The organism is Hydrogenovibrio sp. 3SP14C1, from assembly GCF_029625905.1.
In the GTDB taxonomy this organism is placed as follows: Bacteria; Pseudomonadota; Gammaproteobacteria; order Thiomicrospirales; family Thiomicrospiraceae; genus Hydrogenovibrio.
In genome coordinates this window covers 1-233 of record NZ_JARTLM010000344.1, presented here as the reverse complement: position 1 = coordinate 233, position 233 = coordinate 1, and the positions used below count along the sequence as shown (strand labels likewise).

The following is a 233-nucleotide window of genomic DNA, read 5'->3' as shown; positions in this document are numbered from 1 at the left end:
CAGTGGCGTCCAGGTAGACGGTGTAGTCACGCTCGGCGTCGGCGCTGTCGGGGTTGCCATCAGCGTCTTCGCCGCTCACAGAGGCGCTGATGCTGTCGTTGTCGGCCAGCAGCGATCCAGGGACGTCGATGGCGTAGGTGAGGTCGTCGCCCAAGCGGCCGGGACTGGGGTGGCCGCCCACGGTGAGTGTGACGGTGTCGCCGGCCTTGGCGGCGCCGCGCAGGGTGCCGGGG

The 233-nt window shown here is 70.8% G+C and carries 1 protein-coding gene; it reads right to left on the bottom strand.

Annotated features, from left to right (window positions below; translation table 11 throughout):
* Nucleotides 1–233 (bottom strand): hypothetical protein (locus P8629_RS12780; RefSeq protein ID WP_278166457.1); only part of this gene is annotated, 233 nt, incomplete at both ends.